This is a genomic window from Endomicrobiales bacterium, from assembly GCA_023228045.1.
Taxonomy (GTDB): Bacteria; Elusimicrobiota; Endomicrobiia; order Endomicrobiales; family JALOBY01; genus JALOBY01.
This window is the reverse complement of sequence record JALOBY010000008.1, coordinates 20,557-36,503: the sequence shown is the minus strand read 5'-3', so window position 1 is coordinate 36,503 and position 15,947 is coordinate 20,557. Positions and strand designations below refer to the sequence as shown.

Here is a 15,947-nt window from a genome sequence, read left to right as displayed (position 1 = left end):
AGGTTGTTTTGGCGTTATCTGCGGCAAAGCTCTCGGTAATTGCAATAGCCGCATATTTTTAAGTTTTCTGTTTGCGTGAACTCTTTTTTTTCAAGAGGTATGTTTGAGGCGGGGTCTAAGCAGTACGAGTGCAGTTGCTTTATTTCTTTTTCTACCCTTTGCGCAAAATCTGAAATGTCATTTTGCGTGAATGTAAAACTGAGTTCTTGGTAATTTGGAATTAAGTAAGCAACAAACGGGAGTATTTTATCTGCGGTGGTATCAAAATGGTACGATGCCCATGTGGTGTAACCGAGCATTTGTTTTTTGTGTTTTATTTCATCTTTTTTGCCGGTTTTCCAGTCAAGTATGTAATATTTATCTTGTATTGGAAAAAGAAAATCTACCTTACAATATGCCTTTATGCCATTTATTCTTGTTTCGCCATATCCAGCAGGCTCTATTACCCAGCCATCCTTATTCGCGATTGCATTTTTACTAATCCACTCAAAACGAGGGCTATTTAGCGCGTTCATCAACGCTGGTTCAACTATTACAAGCACATCTTGCGGCAATACTGAAGGTTTTGTATGGTAATAAACTTCCGAAAATATTTTTTTTGCGCAGTAGTCGTTTGCGCATTTGCGGGCATATTTAATAAACCTTGCCCTGTTTATGGGTTTTTCGCTTTTTAATAACCGCTCAAGCAATGCTTTAATTACATCGTGCGTAATGTTGCCTGCTTCAAGCGCAAGAGAGGTAAGCTTTTTTAAATGGTCAATTTTTTCTTTACCAAACTCATTATCAAAAGAACCGTAATAATCGTAGTAGTACTGTCGTTTGCAGGCAGTAAATTTATCAAAGCGCGAAACCGACCACCCTAGCTGTTGTGTGTAGGCGAATTTTTTTATTGTCATGGCTGCGTTAGTTGTTGCTCGGGTTCCACGGCAGGGCCAGTTTGCGACTCAGGTCCCTGTGAATCAAGTTGTGCTTTTAAAAAATCATCGCTTTGCATAAGTTGTAAATAATAGTCGGGTGTTTCGTCCACTTCTACATCCACGTTGTTAGCAACAAAGTCCAATGCATGGCCGCCGGTTTTCCTTGAATCAGCTATAAAATGAAAGTGGTAGCCGGCTACATTTACCCCATCAAATGCTTTTGGCATTCTAAAGCCAACCAATGTCCCGGATTCATTTAAATATTCAAACTCCGATTGCGTTTTTAAAACCTCATTAAGGCCCTTATATGGTTTACTCTGTTTTGCCACACTTCTTGTTTTTATTGTTTTAAACAATCCGTGCACTTTTATAGCGCAAACTATATTTTTAGATGTAATTTTACTGTTAATAAGCTCTTCAAGTTGCTTTCTGCTTTGCTCACCTTTTGCAACTAAAACTTTATCGGCGTTAAACACCGTTATCATTGCAAATGGAACATATTTTGTTCTGTCCATCACATAAACAAGCCCGTCATCTTTTATTTGGTAACAGGTACCCTCTAATATTATCATTTCACCGTTTAGGGCATTAAAAGTGCCGATACCAAAGTTACCTTTTGAATTTAAATCGCCTACAGTTATTTCTCCATCGTAAATTCCGGCTTGCAACGCCGCAATTGTGGAGTATTGATAAAGCGTTTCGTTGTTTTGCGGCACCTTGGCATACGCGACCAAGCTTGCAAATAACAACACCAAAAGAGTTGTGGAAAATAATTTTTGCATATGGGGCTCCCTTTTTTACTTTGATTTGCCTTGATTTGCAACAGAGTTCATTGCTTTTTTAATCGCTTCAGGATCTCCAAGATAGTAATGTTTAATTGGTTTTAAATTATCGTCAAGTTCATAAACAAGCGGTATTGCAGTTGGGATATTTAGCTCAAGAATGTCTTTATCTGAAACATTGTCCAAATATTTTACAATAGCACGCAAACTGTTCCCGTGCGCAGCTATTAAAAGCCGTTTGCCCGATTTTATTGCCGGGGCAATTTCGTTTTCCCATAAAGGCACAATTCTCGCAACAGTATCTTTGAGGCATTCTGTTAATGGAAGTTCATTTTTGCTAAGTGAAGCATACCGAGGGTCTTTACCCGGGTGGCGAGGGTCATTTATTTCAAGAGCAGGAGGCGGGATGTCGTAACTTCTTCTCCATATTTTTACTTGGTCGTCGCCAAACTTTGCGGCAGTTTCTGCTTTGTTTAAGCCCTGCAACGCACCGTAGTGCCTTTCGTTTAAACGCCAAGAGCGAACTACAGGTATCCACATAAGATCCATTGTATCCATGCTATACCAAAGTGTGCGGATTGCCCGCTTTAAAACTGAGGTGTAGGCCATATCAAAAATAAGCCCTTCTTTTTTCATAAGCAAACCTGCGGTTTTTGCCTCTTCTGTACCCTTCTCGGAAAGGTCAACATCTGTCCAACCGGTAAATTTATTTTCTTTGTTCCAGGTGCTTTCGCCGTGCCTGATAAGTACAAGTTTTTTCATTTCTTTTCTCCGATATTGAATTTATTATTGATAGTTCTTATGAGCGATTTTACAAAATTAACTTTAAGTGTGCAAAGAGCAACTTAAACTATTTTTTAACTCGTTTTGTTGCGCGGTGGCGGTTGATTTTGTATATTTAGCAGGTGCAAACTATCAATAACCTTAAAATTCCTTACAATAAAGTGCTTGCGCGCCTTGGCTTTGCAAACGGAAAAACCGTAATTGACCAAAAAACCACTGTGGCACTTGAACAAGAAATTTCTATTGCAAAAAAAATAATTGTGCCTAAGCAGGCAATTGCGTTTTCTGCTTTTAAAATTATCACCGATGATACCATATTGATTGAGCCAAGCTTTGAAATTAAAAGCAAAGATATTGCCAACCTTCTTGCAAACTGCCACTTGGCTTATGGTTTTGCCGTAACCATCGGGCCGGCGCTTGAAGAAAAACGCAACGAATACATAAACGAAAAAGAGACAAGCCGCGCGCTTATGCTTGATGCCATCGGCTCGGTTGCGGCAGAAGAGCTTGCGGAAATTACAAACCAACAGATAAAAACTGAAGCTGAACTCGTTGGTAGCCTAACAACTATGCGTTTTTCCCCCGGTTATGGAAATTGGCCGCTTAACGCACAAAAAGATTTCTTGACTTGGATAGGGGCACAAGCAATAGGAATAAAACTTACGCCGTCGTTTCAGATGCTGCCTGAAAAATCTGTTTCTGCAATTTTAGGAATTTATAAAAGACAAGCGGAAGAGATCTCTCGTCGCTTCGCTCCTCGAGATGACAAATAGGATGAGAAATGAACAAAGAACAATTTAAAAACCTATTAAGAAAACAAGTGTTAATTTTAGACGGTGCTATGGGAACACAATTGCAAAAGCTTGGATACTTAAGCAATGCCCTTGCGCCCGAAGAGCTAAACATTAAATTCCCGGAACGCATTGCTGAGCTGCACCGTAGTTACCTTGAAGCCGGCTCAAATGCGGTTATTACAAACACATTTGGCGCAAATGAAAAAAAACTTTCCGATTATAATTTACAAAACAAGATTGAAGAAATAAACATTGCCGGTGTGCAAATTGCACGAAAAGAGGCAGAAAAGTTTAATGCTCTCGTTTTTGCCGATATGGGCCCTGTTGGTTCTTACCTTGAACCCCTTGGGCCGCTGACATTTGACCAAACATACGCCATATTTGCCAAGCAGGCAAAAGCTCTTGCAAAAGCCGCACCAGATGCGATTATTATTGAGACAATGACGGAAACCAGAGAGCTTAAAGCCGCATTGCTTGCAGCAAAAGACAACTTTAATGGCCCCGTTATTGTGCAAATGACATTTACCGCGGAAGGCACGACCGTTACAGGTACAGACACAACTGTTTTTGTGACATTAATGGAAGCTATGGGTGCAGACGCTATTGGTATGAACTGCTCGGTTGGTCCTGCGCAGATGGCTGTATTAGCGCAGAAGATTCTCTCAATTACAAAACTCCCCCTTTCTTTTAAGCCAAACGCCGGGATGCCAAAACTTATTAACCGCCAAACAGTTTTCCCCGGAACCGCCGACGAATTTGTTAGTGCCTGCGTAAGCGCTTACGCAAATGGTGCAGCTATGCTTGGCGGCTGTTGCGGCACAACACCGGAATTTATAAACGCACTATCTCTCGCGCTTAAAGGCAAAAAGCCAGTTGTAAAAAGCGTTCCTGAAAACTTTTTTCTTGCCTCGCGCACAAAAGCTATAAACCTTAAAGAAAACTCTTTTGCGGTAATTGGCGAACGAATAAACCCAACCAACCGCAAACAATTTCAAGAAGAACTTTCTGCCGGAAATTTTACAACCCTAAGAAAAGAGGCACGCAACCAGGAAAGTGCAGGTGCGCAACTCTTAGACATTAACATGGGTATACCTGGCGCCGATGAAAAAGTTCTTATGGGAAAAGCTGTGCGCGAAATTCAAGAAACGGTGCAGGCACCGCTTTGCCTCGACTCAAGCTCTGTTGACGCTCTTGAGGCCGGGCTTAAAATGTGTGCAGGCAAACCACTTATAAATTCAATTAACGGTGAAACCGAAAAAGCGAATAAAATTTTTACTCTTGCAAAAAGGTACGGCGCGGCAATAATAGCTCTTGCTTCAAACGAAAAAGGCCTTCCGTGCGATAAAGCCGAGCGCCTCTCAATTGCAGATAGTATTATCGCACAAGCAAATAAAGCTGGTTTTAAAACCTCTGAAATTGTTTTTGACTTTCTTATGTTATCGGCAAGTGCGGCGCCTGAACAAGTAAACCAAACACTTGCGACAATTATGGATTTTAAAAAAACGCACCCGGAAAATAAAACTGTGCTTGGCCTTTCAAATGTCTCTTTTGGCCTGCCAAACAGGCAGGCGATAAACTCAACTTGCCTATCCCTTGCCAAAGAAGCCGGGCTTACTATGGCAATACTTAACCCTCACGAAAATTGGAGTGTTTTTGATGATGAGGCAAAAGCGCTACTGCTTGGTTTAGACCATGGAGCAAAAAAATATATAGCAAAACACGGAAGTTTTAAAAGAGCCCCTGTGCAAGAAAACATAAAACTTTCGCCGGATGCCGCACTTTATGGTGCTATTATAGATGGCAGTAAAGAAACGGCTGCGGCACTTGCAAAAACCGCGATAGATTCTGGGCTTTCCCCGCTTGAGGTAGCAAACGAGATAGTTTTAAAGGCACTTAATGAGGTAGGCGACAAATTTGAAACAAAAGAGTTTTTTCTGCCGCAGGTTATAATGTCGGCAGAAGCGGCGCAGATGGCTTTTGGTTACATTAAACCTTTGTTAAAAAAAGAGAAGGGCTTTGGTTTTGGCAAAATAATACTTGCCACAGTTTATGGAGATGTGCACGACATTGGTAAAAACATAGTCGGCGCAGTGCTTGAAAGCCACGGCTGGCAAGTGATTGATTTAGGTAAAAATATTTCTTGTGAGAATATAATTTCTGCCGCAAAGAAAGAAAAACCCGCAGTTGTCGGGCTTTCTTCACTTATGACTACCACAATGCTTGAAATGGAAAAGATTATTAGGGAAAGGAATTCTTTGGGGCTCGCTTTTAAAATTATGATTGGCGGCGCACCCGTAACGAAAAAATTTGCGATTGAAATTGGAGCTGATGGGTTTGCGAAAGACGCTGTTGAAGCGGCGAAGGTTGCAAAGAAATTATCAGCCTCGGGCTGACAGGTTTTTCATATCGGCAGGGGCCTCGCGTGGAGGAAGTTGAACGCCACGAAGCTCTATTATTCCAGCAATTATTGAACCGCCAAAATATATAAGCCAAAGATAAGTATAATACCCGCCAAAAATAGCCGCAATGCCGGCTAATACCCACGCACCAATAAACACAATCAGTCCAGTTTCAAGATATTTCCACTTAAGAGGCATAAGGTTATAAACCTCGCTAAGTATGTAATTATGCCTTCTGTGGCGCACATAAGAGGCAGAGAGCACAAAAAAACCAACCGGTGAAATAAGCTGTGTTATAAGGTGCGCAATCATTAGTTCAACTCTCATTTGAGAACCACTAAACCAAACTGCGTCGTAAACCTTCATACCAAAAAAATCCCCAAGTTCTTTTGAACCAGTAATTGCAACATTGTTTATTAAAATAAAAATTAATGCTGAAAAAAAGCCAAATGCAAAAGAGGCGTACTCAAGCGCTTTTGATGTTCCTTTTTCACTTGGGATCCAGTGTAATATACTTACAAAAATTGCCGGTGCTATTACCGCCATTAAAAAAAACTGTCTTGACGAGTTTATAATCATTGGCCATGGGTGAGGGCCGATTAGATTTTGCAAAGGCCGTGTGGCAAAATATATGGCAAACATTAAAAACGCGGTAAAGACCTTTTTATAACCAATTTCACCAAAAATTAACGCACGCACTTTGCTAACTCGTTTTATTTCCATTGCCATATAAAAAAATACAAGCGCGGTAATTATCGGTACAAAAATGTTTATTAAAGCTCTTAATTCCATATAATCTCCTGTTATTTATTCACAAAACGAGGATTTTTGTTTTAACACTTATGCTGTTTTATAAAACCATATTGTCATACCGAAGCACAGCGAGGTATCTTGTTGTTGCTTTGTTTTATTTTTAACCTTAGAGGAAAGATCTCTCCTCACTTCATTCGTCGAGATGACAAAATAAAACAGTTACCGTGAGTGATATGCTTTCCTATATAACAAACTATATTAGGCGCACTGCTTATTTATTACCTACGAGTTCAAAACTATACTGCGGACACTTTACTATATCCATTTTTAAGTCCGACGGTTCAGTTACAAAAAACACCGGGTACTGCCCTTTGCCCGGTTTGGTTATTTCGCAGTGAGGAACATCTTTTAAAACTGTAAAAAAACAGTTTTGGCTGTTGTACTCAAGCTCTATTGCCAATACATCTTTTGGGCTTAAAGTTCTGGCTCTTGCGCGTTTTTCAAACTCACTTTGTTTATGTATCGCTATTATTAAATAAAGTGGCTTAAATTTTTTGCCGGTATTGTTAATTAATATAACATCTTCGTTATCCGGGTGAGTGGTTAGCATTATGTTTGTGTCGGTTTTGCCAACGGCAATCATTTTATGCGTGCCATACTCGGTGTCGGTTTTATAAAGTATTTCCACCCCGCCGCGCGACGGGTTTTGCATTATTTTTTTTGACGGGGTTGGGGTAATTATTAAACCCCTTTTTTCTAACATAGCTAATAATTTTTTACTTACTTTTACGGGTTTTAGCTTTAGTGTTTTCATTTTTACCACTTTTATTTGGTGTTATGCAATTTTATTTTCTTTTGCGCAGCCGCAACAGTATTTTTCATAAGCATGGCAATTGTCATTTGCCCTACACCACCAGGCACTGGGGTTATAAGCCCTGCGTTTTTTGAGGCATCTTCAAAGTCAACATCGCCGCAAAGACCTTGCGCCAAGCGGTTTACGCCAACATCAATTACTACGGCACCCGGTTTAATGAAATCTTTTGTAATAAACTTTGGTTTACCTATCGCCGCAATTAAAATATCGGCTTGCGCGCAAACTTCTTTTAAATTTTTTGTACGAGAATGCGCGATTGTTACGGTGGCATCGTTAGCAAGCAACATTAACGCGATGGGTTTGCCTACCAAATTTGAGCGGCCTACAACAACGGCATTTTTGCCGGCAATTTCAACTTTATATTTTTTTAGAAGAGTTATAACTCCAAGGGGCGTGCAAGGGAGCAGAAGGTTTTGCTCTTCTATTTCTTTCCAGCTTTTTGCAGCTGAAAATTTACCTGAGCTGTATGGGTGCAATCCATCAACATCTTTTGACGGGTCTATTGCTTCTATACACTTTTGCGCATTTTGACCTGCCGGAAGCGGAAGCTGTAAAAGTATGCCGCTAACTCGTGCATTGGCATTTAAGTTTTTTATAAGCAAAATTATTTCGTCTTCGGTTGCGCCCGCAAGTAACGGGTGGTGAAACGATTCTATGCCCAACTCTTTTGTCGTTTTTATTTTATTGCCAACATAAATATGGCTTGCAGGGTCATCGCCAACTAATATTGTAGCAAGGCCAACCGATGCGCCCTTTGCTTTAAGCTCATCAACTTTTACTTTTAGCTCCGCTTTTATTTCCGCTGCAATTTTTTTGCCGTCTATTATTTCCATATTAACCTCTTTATTTTACTCGTATGTGGTTAGAAAATATCCATGGTTTATAAAAACAAAATCTTTTTGCGTATGCTTCTATGCGGTAACTGCCTTTTTGAGATATTTCAAAGCACAACGCGCTGGAATTTTTTTTTGCTTTTATTTCTATACCGTCTTTTATTACTTTTATTAAACATTTTTTTGGCACTTTAACTTCTAAAGTTGCTTTGTTGCAAAGTGTAAAATCATCGCCGGATACCGCTTGTGTTTGCAAGCCGCTAATTCTAAAAACAAAACCCTTTGCGCTACTCCAGCGCTCCTGTGCAACATACCCGTTTGCGTTTTTTATAGCTTCTATTATTTGCTTACAACCCTGAGCAGTATTTTTGCTTAGCTCTTCTTTAAGTAATAGATGCGTGCGAATTGTGCTAAATGCAAACTCAAAAGGAAATATTTTAAAACTAAAACCAAAGAACTTTTTAACTGATGCGTGATTATCTATTTCGCCAAAACCAAAAACTTTTCTTTCTTTTGAAATATTATCCCAACGATTGAGTGTTTCTTTTTTGGGTCCGCTTAAAATGAACGCTGGGGCAATGTAGGCAAGCAAGGCGCAAAAGATACTTTTAAGTTTTTCCTGCCAGTCGGTCATTAAGTCCCAAATGCTTATGCCTGCATAATCATTTACAGACCAGTTTTGCCAAGGGTATGCTTTTACACCAAATTTTGGCGCGCCGCTGTGGTCGGGGTGCGCTATCAATGAAATACCGCCCTGTAATTCTACTTGAGATAGATACTCTTTTGGGTTTGAGCTTTTTTTCCAGGCGATTATTGGTGTTTTTAAACCTAATGCCAAGCAGTGGTTGTACCTAGGAGATATTTCTTCACCCACAACTACAAAAACACCGTTTTTCAGACCTTCCCAGCCGGCAGTGCGGGCATCCATGCGAAAGTGGTCGGTTATTATTACAAAATCCAAACCGCATTTTTTCGCGGCGAGAATTACTTGAGCGATTGGTATTTTTGCGTCAAACGAATAACTTGTGTGTATATGAATTGCGCCGGAGTAATCAAAGTAATTGTCAAAACAATTATTCATAACGCTTTTTGTTTTTTCGCAAATTAACCTTTAGCGACCGCTACTCTTTTGCAGTTTCTTCCTCAACTTCTTCTTCGCACCTTTCTGTTATAGCAAGCGCGGCAAGTTTGTCGCCTTCTTCAAGTTTGATTAATCTAACACCCTGAATGTTGCGGCCTTTTTGCAGTATGCCCTCAAGCGGTTGTCGGTTAACTATGCCTTTTTCTGTCATTAACACAAGTTCGCTGCCGTCGTTTGCTTTTTTTATGCCAACCACAAGCCCGTTTGCCTGTGTGGCTTTCATATTTATAACACCTTTGCCGCCTCTGGTTTGCAGGCGATACTTGCGAACTTCAGTGCGTTTGCCGTAACCGTTTGTGCTGACTGTTAAAAATACATCGTCTTCAGTTATTGCTTCCATACCTACAACTTCATCTTTTTCTTCAAGCCGTATGCCGCGCACACCTTTCCCGGAACGGCCTATTGACCTTATGTCTTTTTCTTTAAAGCGAATGGCTATACCTTTGCGTGTGGCTATTATAACCTGCTTATCACCGTCGGTGTGCTTTACATCTATAAGCGTGTCACCCTCATCTAAGCCAATGGCAATTATACCGGCCTTGCGTGGATTATCATACTCTGTAAGTGCTGTTTTTTTAACAGTTCCATGCTTTGTGCACATAAGCAGGTATGTTTCTTTCTGTTCGGCAAAAGAACGAATTGGTATTGTTGCAGTTACATTTTCTTCCGATGAAGAAAGCTGTAAGAGGTTAACTATTGCTTTACCTTTTGAAGTGCGTCCGCCTTCGGGGATATCATACACCCGCAGCCAGTGCATTCTGCCTTTATTTGTAAACATAAGCAGGTGAGCGTGGGTGCTTGTAACAATTATATTATCAACAAAATCTTCTTCGCGCACTTCCTGGCCTGTTACACCTCTGCCGCCGCGTTTTTGCGAACGATAGGTGCTTATCGGCAAGCGTTTAATATATCCTGCATGGGATATTGTTACAGCCACATCTTCTTCTTGTATAAGGTCATCTATGTTTACTTCGCCAAGTTCCTGGGCAACAATTTTTGTTTTGCGAGCATCGCCATACTTTTCTTTTATTATGGTAAGTTCTTCTTTTATTATGTTGAGTATTTTGTTCGCATCAATAAGTATGCCGCGCAGTTTTGCTATAAGTTTTATCAGCTCTAAGTATTCCTGCTCTATTTTGTCGCGCTCAAGGCCGGTAAGCTGTTGCAGCTTCATATCTAATATGGCCTGTGCCTGAAGTTTTGAAAGTCCAAACTTATCCATAAGGCGCGTACGGGCGCTTTCGGTATCTGAGGATGCTTTAATTGTTTTTATTACCGCGTCTAAATTGTCAAGCGCGATTTTTAAACCCTCTAATATATGCGCTCTGGCTTCAGCTTTGGCAAGCTCAAACTTTGTTCTACGCACAATTACAACTTTACGATGCTCAATAAAATGATGCAGCACTTCTTTCATTTTTAAAACTTTTGGTTTGTTGTTTACAAGCGCGAGCATTATAACGCCAAATGATATTGACATTTGTGTATGCTTATAAAGCTGGTTTAATACTACTTGAGCGTTGCCGTCGCGCTTAAGCTCTATTACAACTCTTATGCCGTCGCGGTCGGACTCGTCGCGCAGGTCGGAAATATCTTCAATTTTTTTATCGTGAACAAGGCCTGCAATAGTTTCAATAAGGTTTGCTTTATTTACCTGATACGGCAGTTCGCGAATTATTATGGCTTCTCTGCCGCCCTTCATTTCTTCTATTTCGGTTTTAGCGCGAATTTTAATTGAGCCCCTGCCTGTTTCAAAGTACTGCTTTATGCCGGCTCTGCCGTGTATGGTACCCGCGGTTGGAAAGTCAGGCCCTTTAATTATTTTCATTAACTCTATAACTTCTATCGCGGGGTTTGCTATGTAAGCAAAAATCCCGTCAATTACTTCCGTTAGATTGTGGGTTGGAATATTTGTTGCCATACCTACGGCAATACCGGAAGAACCGTTTATAAGCAAGCTTGGAATTTTTGCCGGCAAAACACACGGTTCCAGAAGTGAACCATCGTAGTTTGGCGTAAAATCTACTGTGTCTTTATCTATATCGGAAAGCATTTCATCGGATATGCCTGCAAGGCGAGCCTCGGTATAACGCATTGCGGCGGGAGAGTCGCCATCTATACTGCCAAAGTTCCCCTGGCCATCTACAAGCGGGTAACGCAAAGAAAACTCTTGAACCATACGAACCATTGCGTAATAAACCGCGGTGTCCCCATGAGGGTGATACTTACCAAGCACATCACCAACCACGCGCGCGCTTTTTTTGTAAGCCGTGTTATGGCGTAAACCCATTTCTTTCATTGTGTAAAGAATACGGCGATGCACTGGCTTAAGGCCGTCACGAATATCGGGTAATGCACGCCCAACAATAACAGACATTGAATAGTCAATGTAACAGGTTTTCATTTCATCTTCAATGTTGCGCGGTATTATGTTTGGATTAAACACAATTTCTTCCGGGGGTGTTTTTGTTTCTTTTTCATCTGCCATTTTTCTTACTCCCTATATCAATTTCAAATTTTATATATCAAGGTTTCTAACATCATTAGCGTGAGTTTCAATGAACAAACGGCGCGGCTCTACTTTGTCACCCATTAAAGTGGTAAATATTCTATCAGCTTCAACCACATCTTCAAGTTTCACCTGTAAAAATTTGCGTTTAATCGGGTCCATTGTTGTTTCCCAAAGCTGTGACGGGTTCATTTCACCAAGGCCTTTGTACCGTTGAATGCTTGCGCCCTTTCTGCCAAACTCTCTTATTTTATCTACCAAGTCGCGGCTTGCGTGTAAATCATAAACATCATCCTCATCTTTTTTTATGCGGTATAATGGTTTTGCGCCGCGTTCACTAAACTCTTCTATATTTATGCCTAAAACTTCAAGTTTTTTTGCCAAAACTTCTAAGCGGGCAAGTTCCCACAAATCTTTTACCGACGAGCCAAGTTCTTCATCGGAAACTTCTAACGGCAGTTCACCTATACTTTGCAGCTCTAAAGATTTCTTTTTAAGAAAATCATTTTTAAACTGTTTCCATTCCTTATCAGAGTATATATAACGGGCATTAATTGAGTTGTTTTCATCAATCAGGTCTGTTGACTCCGCGGTTTCTTCCACCCTGTAAAGCGGCATTGTGCCTTCTTTTCTAAACTTAATAAAATCACTCCAGTAAACACTTTTCTTTTCTAACTTTTTGGCAAGATTATCAACTTCATTTAAGTCACGAACCATCAGGGAAAGTTTTTTGGGGTCAAGCGGCTCTGAGACCTTTGAGTTGCGTAATGTGTAAAACTCTACCCCGTCTAAGCCTTCGCCAAAAAGGAATTTGTCTAACTCTTCTTCGGAGTGCAGGTAAAGCTCTTTTTTGTTTTTCTTTACTTTGTAAAGCGGCGGCTGGGCAATATAAATATAGCCCTTTTGTATAAGCGGCGTCATTTGCCGATAGAAGAATGTTAAAAGCAGGGTGCGAATATGGGCGCCGTCTACATCGGCATCGGTCATAATTACTATTTTATGATACCGGCACTTTGCAATATCAAAACCCTCTTGCCCATCTTCTTGACCGATACCAGCACCTATTGCTGTTATAAGGGTGCGAATTTCATCGTTGGTCAGCATTTTGTTTATGCGCGACTTTTCTACATTTAATATTTTACCTTTTAGCGGCAATATGGCCTGAAACGCGCGGTTTCTTCCTTGTTTTGCCGAGCCGCCTGCCGAGTCGCCTTCTACAATGTATAGCTCGGTTTTTTGCGGGTCACGCTCTGAACAGTCGGCAAGCTTACCCGGAAGTGAAGCGCTGTCTAACGCGCCTTTGCGCCTGGTTAGTTCACGGGCTTTACGCGCCGCCTCACGCGCCTCCGCGGCAAGTACCGCTTTTTCTATAATCTTGTTTGCGACCGATGGGTTTTCTTCAAGGAATGCGCCAAGCGCATCGTTTACAATTGACTTTACTATGCCTTCAACATCGGAGTTGCCAAGCTTTGTTTTTGTTTGCCCTTCAAACTGAGGGTTTGGCACTTTTGCGGAAATTACAGCGGTAAGACCTTCGCGCACATCATCGCCGGAAAGAGAGAGGTCTTTTATTTTTGAAACCTCGTTTTTCTTTATGTATTCATTTATTACACGGGTTAGCGCCGAGCGAAACCCCGTAAGATGTGTGCCGCCCTCTATGGTGTTTATGTTGTTTACAAAAGTAAATATCTGTTCGTTATAAGCATCATTGTATTGCATGGCAACTTCTATTACTGTACCGTCTTTTTCTTTGCTGAAGTAAATTGGCTTATCGTGCAATATTGTTTTGTTGGCGTTTAAATACTTTACAAAAGTTATCAGGCCGCCTTCGTAATTGAAGGTGTGCTCTTTATCTTCTCTTTCGTCTATAATTGTTATACGAGTGCCTGCGTTTAGAAAGGCTAACTCTCTTAGACGGTTTGAAAGAGTATCAAAAGAAAATTTTGTATCTGGGAATATTTCACTGTCTGGTAAAAATGTTATTTTTGTACCGCGATCATCGGTTTTTCCAACAACTTTTACACCTTCAACGGGCTTTCCGCGATGAAATTCTTGAAAATAAACCTTCCCATCTCTGTACACTTCAGCTTTTAGCCATTCAGATAGGGCATTTACACAGGTAACACCTACGCCATGCAAACCACCAGACACTTTGTAAGAACCTTTGTCAAACTTTCCGCCAGCATGCAACACTGTCATTATAACTTCAAGTGCTGATTTGTTTTTATATTTTGGATGTGGGTCTACCGGTATACCGCGACCATCGTCAAGAACGGAGAGCGAACCGTCTGGATGAATTACAACATCTATGTTTTTACAATGTCCCGCGAGAACTTCGTCTATTGAATTATCAACGGTTTCATATACAAGGTGGTGCAGCCCAGAAAGGCTAGTTGAGCCAATGTACATTGCGGGCCTTTTTCTTACCGCTTCAAGACCCTCTAACACTTGTATTTTTGATGCATCATATTGTTGAACTGCTATGTCTTGCTTTGCCATTTATTACTCCCTAAGCTATTTTCTTTATTAGTATTATTTAAGATGGCACTTTAAACCTTTTATTGGTTTGGAGTTGCCAAAGTATTGATTAATTTTTTCAATTATTCGTTTTTTACTTAAAATGATGGCGTGTAAGTGCGTATTTGAAACAACTTCTATTAACAAATTACCGTCATAAAACCCAATTATTTTTGCGCCAGGTGCCAAATAACTAAACTCGTTTTGCCATGCATTTAACGCGGTTGGTATTGTTTCGCCAAAAAGCGCGGTAAGTATAGCTTTGGATTTTTTGTCGATATTTTCTTTTTTCTCTACGGCTTGTAATTTGCCATTTTTTACTTTTGTGATTATCTCTTTGGGAGTAAGAAAGGCCATTTTTAGACCTTCATTGGCATTATAACGCAAATATAATTTTTGTCTGTTGCCGGCCTGATTACCGCGGGGTTAAGTGAACCGGTTAACTCAAAAACTATCTCATCTTCATCTATATTTTTTAAGATGTCATTTACAAAAACGGGGTTAAACGCAATGTCTAATGCCTGGCCCGTATGGTCTATATCTATTTCTACCTCGCCTGAACCATTGCCTTGAGATGAAGAGAACCTCAACAATCCTTTTCCAAATGAAAGGCGTATTGAAGATGTTTTATCGTTTGCGATAGTTGAAATTTGGCGTACAGCTGATAATGCTTCTTTTGTTTTTACTTTTACCTGTAAATCAAATTTTTTGGGAATTACCTGTTCGTAGTTTGGAAATGTGCCTTCTATTAAAAGTGAACTCATTGTAATTGAGCCAATTTTAAAAGCAATTTGGTTTTGAGCAACACCAACTTTCAGCTTTTCGCCCATTCCTTCTTGTAAAAGAATTCTTTGTATTTCGTTTACGCACTTACTTGGAATTATTACTGTTTTTTGAATTTTTTTATCTATGTTTTCTTTTGAAATATAACTTAGGCGGCGCCCATCGGTTGCTATCATTTTAAGTTCCCCTTTTTCTGCCACAAGAAAGACACCATTTAAAACATATCTGGTTTCATCATTTGAAACCGCATATGCAACTTTTTTTAACATCTCTCTAAACTCTTCTTTTTTTACTTCAAAGTTGTTATCTGCTGGAAAATCGGGTAGTAAAGGATAGTCAGCTTTTGGAAGACCCATTAAATTAAAGTTTGATTTACCACATTTTATATTTATCTGATTATTGTCATCTGATTTTATTTCAATATCTTTATCTTCAGGAAGTTCACGAATTATATCGGTGAATTTTTTTGCAGGTATTGTTATTTCTCCGCCTTTTACAATTTCACCTTTAATATAACAAGAAACACCTATTTCAAGGTCTGTGCAAGAAAGCTTTATAATTTCTTGCTCTGTTTGTAAAAGAAAGTTTGAAAGCACTGGAAGTGTGCTTCTTGTTGGAACAACGGTTTGAATTACCTGCAACCCCTTTAAAAGCTCCGCCTTTTCACATATTATCTTCATTTAACTCTCCTATATTTAGATATAAAAACAGTAGTAGTAGTAGGCGAACAAAATTTTCTTAATAAGGTGTTTATTATTTAAAATTTACTTTGATAAATATAACTTTACAAGTGTAAACTAATTGATAATAAAATGTGTAAAAGAGTTTTTCTTATGCACACAAACTTTTTATTTTTAGCTTTTAC

At 39.9% G+C, this 15,947-nt stretch carries 13 protein-coding genes; 2 read left to right on the top strand and 11 right to left on the bottom strand.

Features of this window, described 5'->3' with window-relative positions:
• Positions 1 to 14: 14 nt before the first annotated feature.
• From M0Q46_02890 to gpmA, 3 genes are read right to left on the bottom strand one after another with little or no spacing between them, the layout of a single operon-like run.
• A complete protein-coding gene (locus M0Q46_02890) occupies positions 15 to 896 on the bottom strand; it encodes a PD-(D/E)XK nuclease family protein (protein MCK9582557.1) in 882 nt (293 codons plus the stop codon).
• The gene (gene budA / locus M0Q46_02885; protein ID MCK9582556.1) at positions 893 to 1,699 is read right to left on the bottom strand and encodes an acetolactate decarboxylase; all 807 of its coding nucleotides are present in this window, start codon (positions 1,697 to 1,699) and stop codon (positions 893 to 895) included. Before budA ends, M0Q46_02890 begins: the two co-directional genes overlap by 4 nt.
• A gap of 15 nt (positions 1,700 to 1,714) precedes the next feature.
• Positions 1,715 to 2,461, bottom strand: coding sequence for a 2,3-diphosphoglycerate-dependent phosphoglycerate mutase (gene gpmA, locus M0Q46_02880; GenBank protein MCK9582555.1), 747 nt, complete (start codon positions 2,459 to 2,461; stop codon positions 1,715 to 1,717).
• 143 nt (positions 2,462 to 2,604) lie between these two features.
• Here gpmA and M0Q46_02875 point away from each other — a divergent pair, with 143 nt between their 5' ends.
• Positions 2,605 to 3,255, top strand: a complete 651-nt coding sequence (locus tag M0Q46_02875; GenBank protein ID MCK9582554.1) for a hypothetical protein — start codon at positions 2,605 to 2,607, stop codon at positions 3,253 to 3,255.
• 8 nt (positions 3,256 to 3,263) lie between these two features.
• A complete protein-coding gene (locus M0Q46_02870) occupies positions 3,264 to 5,669 on the top strand; it encodes a homocysteine S-methyltransferase family protein (GenBank protein ID MCK9582553.1) in 2,406 nt (801 codons plus the stop codon).
• On the opposite strand, the gene M0Q46_02865 is transcribed toward M0Q46_02870, so the two are convergent.
• From M0Q46_02865 to dnaN, 8 genes are all read right to left on the bottom strand, one after another.
• Complete coding sequence (locus tag M0Q46_02865) at positions 5,655 to 6,467, bottom strand: hypothetical protein (protein ID MCK9582552.1); 813 nt, start codon at positions 6,465 to 6,467, stop codon at positions 5,655 to 5,657. The two genes, M0Q46_02870 and M0Q46_02865, sit on opposite strands and share 15 nt — an antisense overlap.
• A 232-nt stretch (positions 6,468 to 6,699) precedes the next feature.
• The gene (locus M0Q46_02860) at positions 6,700 to 7,242 is read right to left on the bottom strand and encodes a hypothetical protein (protein ID MCK9582551.1); all 543 of its coding nucleotides are present in this window, start codon (positions 7,240 to 7,242) and stop codon (positions 6,700 to 6,702) included.
• A gap of 11 nt (positions 7,243 to 7,253) precedes the next feature.
• The gene (folD, locus tag M0Q46_02855; protein MCK9582550.1) at positions 7,254 to 8,135 is read right to left on the bottom strand and encodes a bifunctional methylenetetrahydrofolate dehydrogenase/methenyltetrahydrofolate cyclohydrolase FolD; all 882 of its coding nucleotides are present in this window, start codon (positions 8,133 to 8,135) and stop codon (positions 7,254 to 7,256) included.
• A gap of 10 nt (positions 8,136 to 8,145) precedes the next feature.
• Positions 8,146 to 9,216, bottom strand: coding sequence for a PHP domain-containing protein (locus M0Q46_02850; GenBank protein MCK9582549.1), 1,071 nt, complete (start codon positions 9,214 to 9,216; stop codon positions 8,146 to 8,148).
• Positions 9,217 to 9,256: 40 nt separating this feature from the next.
• The gene (gene gyrA / locus M0Q46_02845; GenBank protein MCK9582548.1) at positions 9,257 to 11,761 is read right to left on the bottom strand and encodes a DNA gyrase subunit A; all 2,505 of its coding nucleotides are present in this window, start codon (positions 11,759 to 11,761) and stop codon (positions 9,257 to 9,259) included.
• A 30-nt stretch (positions 11,762 to 11,791) separates the two neighbouring features.
• On the bottom strand, positions 11,792 to 14,281 hold the full coding sequence (gene gyrB, locus M0Q46_02840; GenBank protein MCK9582547.1) for a DNA topoisomerase (ATP-hydrolyzing) subunit B: 2,490 nt from the start codon (positions 14,279 to 14,281) through the stop codon (positions 11,792 to 11,794).
• Positions 14,282 to 14,314: 33 nt separating this feature from the next.
• Positions 14,315 to 14,656 carry a DUF721 domain-containing protein gene (locus tag M0Q46_02835; protein ID MCK9582546.1) on the bottom strand — a complete coding sequence of 114 codons (342 nt, stop codon included), beginning with the start codon at positions 14,654 to 14,656 and terminating at the stop codon, positions 14,315 to 14,317.
• A gap of 2 nt (positions 14,657 to 14,658) precedes the next feature.
• Positions 14,659 to 15,762: a DNA polymerase III subunit beta gene (gene dnaN, locus M0Q46_02830; GenBank protein ID MCK9582545.1), complete on the bottom strand. Its 1,104-nt coding sequence runs from the start codon at positions 15,760 to 15,762 to the stop codon at positions 14,659 to 14,661.
• Positions 15,763 to 15,947 lie beyond the last annotated feature (185 nt).

Bases quoted from the DNA above. Each gene is read 5' to 3' on its own strand.
- M0Q46_02890 (MCK9582557.1), bottom strand. From the start codon at position 896: ATGACAATAAAAAAATTCGCCTACACACAACAGCTAGGGTGGTCGGTT.
- budA (MCK9582556.1), bottom strand. From the start codon at position 1,699: ATGCAAAAATTATTTTCCACAACTCTTTTGGTGTTGTTATTTGCAAGC.
- gpmA (MCK9582555.1), bottom strand. From the start codon at position 2,461: ATGAAAAAACTTGTACTTATCAGGCACGGCGAAAGCACCTGGAACAAA.
- M0Q46_02870 (MCK9582553.1), top strand. From the start codon at position 3,264: ATGAACAAAGAACAATTTAAAAACCTATTAAGAAAACAAGTGTTAATT.
- M0Q46_02865 (MCK9582552.1), bottom strand. From the start codon at position 6,467: ATGGAATTAAGAGCTTTAATAAACATTTTTGTACCGATAATTACCGCG.
- M0Q46_02860 (MCK9582551.1), bottom strand. From the start codon at position 7,242: ATGAAAACACTAAAGCTAAAACCCGTAAAAGTAAGTAAAAAATTATTA.
- folD (MCK9582550.1), bottom strand. From the start codon at position 8,135: ATGGAAATAATAGACGGCAAAAAAATTGCAGCGGAAATAAAAGCGGAG.
- M0Q46_02850 (MCK9582549.1), bottom strand. From the start codon at position 9,216: ATGAATAATTGTTTTGACAATTACTTTGATTACTCCGGCGCAATTCAT.
- gyrA (MCK9582548.1), bottom strand. From the start codon at position 11,761: ATGGCAGATGAAAAAGAAACAAAAACACCCCCGGAAGAAATTGTGTTT.
- gyrB (MCK9582547.1), bottom strand. From the start codon at position 14,281: ATGGCAAAGCAAGACATAGCAGTTCAACAATATGATGCATCAAAAATA.
- M0Q46_02835 (MCK9582546.1), bottom strand. From the start codon at position 14,656: ATGGCCTTTCTTACTCCCAAAGAGATAATCACAAAAGTAAAAAATGGC.
- dnaN (MCK9582545.1), bottom strand. From the start codon at position 15,762: ATGAAGATAATATGTGAAAAGGCGGAGCTTTTAAAGGGGTTGCAGGTA.